The organism is Flavobacterium sp. (assembly GCF_043773265.1).
Lineage (GTDB): Bacteria > Bacteroidota > Bacteroidia > Flavobacteriales > Flavobacteriaceae > Flavobacterium.
Genome location: NZ_JAYVFH010000249.1, coordinates 1 through 2,933, shown reverse-complemented (window position 1 = coordinate 2,933; position 2,933 = coordinate 1). Strand labels below are relative to the sequence as shown.

3 protein-coding genes and 1 pseudogene are annotated in these 2,933 nt (G+C 29.0%); 2 read left to right on the top strand and 2 right to left on the bottom strand.

All coding sequences use genetic code 11. From position 1 onward, the window contains the following. Positions 1-51: 51 nt before the first annotated feature. The gene (miaA, locus tag ACH2BO_RS13425) at positions 52-993 is read right to left on the bottom strand and encodes a tRNA (adenosine(37)-N6)-dimethylallyltransferase MiaA (RefSeq protein ID WP_395045243.1); all 942 of its coding nucleotides are present in this window, start codon (positions 991-993) and stop codon (positions 52-54) included. A gap of 70 nt (positions 994-1,063) precedes the next feature. Then, a complete protein-coding gene (locus ACH2BO_RS13420; protein ID WP_395045242.1) occupies positions 1,064-2,425 on the bottom strand; it encodes an exonuclease domain-containing protein in 1,362 nt (453 codons plus the stop codon). Positions 2,426-2,551: 126 nt separating this feature from the next. Between ACH2BO_RS13420 and ACH2BO_RS13415 the strand changes: the two are divergent. Further along, positions 2,552-2,662: pseudogene (locus ACH2BO_RS13415) on the top strand (YggS family pyridoxal phosphate-dependent enzyme); the annotation flags it as partial. A gap of 79 nt (positions 2,663-2,741) precedes the next feature. After that, a partial coding sequence (locus ACH2BO_RS13410) for a PolC-type DNA polymerase III (RefSeq protein WP_395045241.1) occupies positions 2,742-2,933 on the top strand: 192 nt, incomplete at its 3' end.

The following is a 2,933-nucleotide window of genomic DNA, read 5'->3' as shown; positions in this document are numbered from 1 at the left end:
TTTTGTTTTTGTAACACAGATTTAAGAAATTTAAAAATTATTAAAATTACGTTAATTTCCTAAATCTGTGTTACTAATTTTATTTTCTATAAAATTTATGATTTCTGTTCTATCTATTAAATAATCAAACCAAACTACATTTTCTGTTCGTTTAAACCAAGTTAATTGACGTTTAGAAAAGCGTCTTGTGTTTTTTTTAATTTCTTTAATGGCAAAATCTAAACTTATTTTTCCTTCAAAATAATCGAATAATTCTCTATAACCAACTGTTTTTAATGCATTCATATTTTTATTTGGAAATAATTTTTCTGCTTCAGTTAGCAAACCTTCATGCATCATTATGTCAACTCTTTGGTTGATTCGGTCGTACATTATTGCTCTTTCAGCTTCCAATCCGACAATAATAGGAGTGAAGTTTCTGCTGTTTTTTTCTTTATTTAAAAAAGAAGAATATTTTTTTTTAGTAGAAATACAAACTTCAACAAAACGCATCATTCGTTGCGGATTTTGTAGCGTTTGCGCATTGGTTTTGGTAATAAAATTAAAGTATTCTAAATCTAATTCTTTCAATTGATTTTGAAGGTATTCAATTCCTTTTTGTTCATAATTTAAACGAACTTCATCACGTACTTTAGAATCAATTTCAGGAAATTCATCAAATCCTTTCAAAACTGCATCAACATACAAACCAGAACCACCAACCATTATTTGAACATTATTTTTTAAAAACAATTCATCCAATTTTGTTATTGCTTCTTTTTCGAAATCACCAACTGTATAATTTTCAAAAATCGATTTATTTTGAATAAAATGATGTGTAGCTGCAGCCATTTCATCATCATTTGGAACCGCAGTACCAATTTTCATTTCTTTGTAAAATTGTCTGCTATCACACGAAATAATATTGCAACCATAATGTTGTGCCAATGCAATACTCAAGGAAGTTTTTCCAATTGCAGTTGGTCCGATGATGGTTATTAGATAGTTATCCAATATTAATTTGTTTAAGAGTTTAAAGTTGTTTAATGTCGTTGACTGAGCAATAAATACTGACCACTGATTATTAAAATTTCATAATTCTCATAACCTTATTTTTTCTTAAATAAGATTGAATTATAGTGCGAGTATCACGATTATTTTGCATCGGAATAAGAATGTTTTTTAATATTTCGATATTGGTTATCTGATAATTCAAATCATAAAAACAATAACCTTTATAAATTCCGTTTTCTATTAAAATAGCACTTCTTTCATCAACCTTTCTTCCTCTATCAATAATAATCATATTATTGCTTTCAAAACTCATTTCGTTGATGTAATCTTCAACACGTTTATTATAAGTTTCTGGCAACTCAACGCCAATGCAAGCACCATTACATTCTTTTATTTTATATTGAAAACAAGCATTCTGGGTTTCATATAATCCGTTAAGTTTTTGGCACAAATTATATTTTTCAGTAATTCTAAATAAATAATTTTTTCCTTCTTGAACAGATGTAAACGATGTAATCTCTTTTTTTCGTCCATCAGCTTTTAGAAGTTGTAAACCCAAATATCCATTTGAATCTAATACATCATACAAAGCCCATTGAAAAATACTTTTTCTTTGAGAACGATTATAAATGGGTTTGTTAATTTTTATTTCTTCACTTTCTTTTAATAAAGCAATAAACTCGCTTCCAGTTTCTTCATAAGTAACAGCAAACACTTCGGTTTGAATTTTTTTGCTCTTGATTGAAATTCCGGTAAAGTGTTGATTAACACGCTTTTTAATATTTTTACTTTTTCCAATATAAATTAGACTTCCTTTTTCATTATGGATATAATAAATACCAGTTTTATTTGGTAAACTTTCAACAATATCTAATAGTTTTGGAGTTAAACCACTTTTTATTTCGGCTTTAATTGAACTAATTAAAATTTCTTTTTCTATATCTTTATCCAAAAGCATTTTGAATAATTTTACAGTAGCCATTGCATCACCACTTGCTCGATGTCTATCTGCCATAGGAATTCCAAGTGCTCTAACTAATTTTCCTAAACTATAAGATGGTTGATCAGGAATCAATTTTTTAGATAATTCAACAGTGCAAAGCGTTGGTTTTATAAAATCATAACCCAAACGATTAAATTCTGTTCTTAAAATTCTATAGTCGAATGAAGTATTGTGAGCAACAAGAATACAATCTTCAGTGATTTCAATAATTCTTTTTGCAACTTCATAAAACTTTGGGGCATATCGCAACATTGCATTATTAATTCCAGTCAATTTAACTACAAATGGCTGAATTTCTTTTTCTGGATTTACCAAGCTAATAAATTGATCTACAACTTCGTGACCATCGAATTTGTAAATAGCTATTTCGGTAATTCCTTCTTCGTTGAATTGTCCTCCGGTGGTTTCTATGTCTAATATACAGTACAAGTTATTATATAAATTTTAGTATTCTTTAAAAATTTCAAAATTCAACATTCGTTAATCTTAATTCAACATTCATTTTCGTCCTCCAAAGATACTACTTCCAATTCGAACCATTGTACTTCCGCATTCAACTGCCAACTGAACACTCTATCAATGGGAATGTCTGGCGATTATCAACTCGCAATTGACTGTGGAAGTACGATGGTTCGAATAGGAAGTCGTATCTTTGGTAATCGTTAATTCAATATTTGATTATTGAAAGACGAACAATGAATTTTGAAGCTGCACAACTTCAAATATTAAACTTTAAACAAATATCTTGTACGCTATACTCGACATAGAAACCACTGGAGGACAATTCAACGAAGAAGGAATTACCGAAATTGCCATTTACAAATTTGACGGTCACGAGATTGTCGATCAATTCATTAGTTTGGTAAATCCAGAGATTCCGATTCAACCTTTTGTGATAAAATTGACTGGCATTAATAATGAAATGCTTCGCTCTGCG